We start from the raw sequence: 875 nt of genomic DNA, 5'->3' as shown, positions 1-875 counted from the left end.
AATTTAGAGCTTGTTGATGAATTTAGATTATCTATTCACCCTGTTATTTTGGGAGAAGGAAAACCGTTGTTTATTGATATAAAACAGAGGATAAATTTAAAAATGGTTAATACAAGAACGTTCTCTCCTGGTGTTGTGCAAATAATCTATCATTGGAATGATAATTAATAATATCGTTTACTCCAAAGATATATTGTCATAAATATTATAAGCTAATACTCGACAGTAGTTGTCGCTTATTCAACTATTGGCAGATATAAGGAATAGGGAACCCATAAATAATGGGTTTCCCTTAATATTACGGAATTTTTAACAGAGCCTATTATTTTTTTAAAAGCCCTGTAGAGGTTTTAACCCTCCACAGAACCATATGAGTTTGTTCATAAATCTACACTAACTAAAGTCAAGGGCAGATACAATCGAATTGAACAGCGATATAGATTGATTTACTTATTTTGTTCCCATTCATACACTTCTATCCAATGATGTATCGCGACAATTACTTCTTTTAATGCTATACCACTAGGAGTTAGTGTATACTCCACTTTTTTTATAGAGGAATCAAGATAATGCTTGTTTACGATATTAGCGTTAACTAATTCATTTAGTCGTTTGGTTAAAAGCCGATCTGAAATCCCTGGAACCGCTGAAAGAATTTCATGATATCGCTTCGGTCCAGACATTAAAGTATAAATGATGATCCCCATCCACTTTCTTCCGATAAATTCTATCGTACTATGGTAGTTACTACAAACATCCACTTTAGTTTCACAGTTAGACTTCTTCAATACGCTCCCCCATTTAATCTTCATTTATCTATTTTTATCTTATCATATATGTATATTTATTGACGCGGAAAACTTACTAATGGTAAG

General features: G+C 32.2%; 2 protein-coding genes. One reads left to right on the top strand and one right to left on the bottom strand.

Annotated features, from left to right (window positions below; translation table 11 throughout):
* On the top strand, nt 1–168 hold a 168-nt coding region (locus tag V7068_RS21395; protein ID WP_499714474.1), incomplete at its 5' end, for a dihydrofolate reductase family protein.
* Nucleotides 169–446: 278 nt separating this feature from the next.
* Here V7068_RS21395 and V7068_RS21390 read toward each other — a convergent pair.
* Complete coding sequence (locus V7068_RS21390) at nt 447–788, bottom strand: winged helix-turn-helix transcriptional regulator (protein ID WP_499714472.1); 342 nt, start codon at nt 786–788, stop codon at nt 447–449.
* Nucleotides 789–875 lie beyond the last annotated feature (87 nt).

The organism is Bacillus sp. JJ634 (assembly GCF_036962285.1).
Lineage (GTDB): Bacteria > Bacillota > Bacilli > Bacillales > DSM-1321 > Peribacillus > Peribacillus asahii_A.
This window is presented reverse-complemented; position numbering and strand designations above follow the sequence as displayed.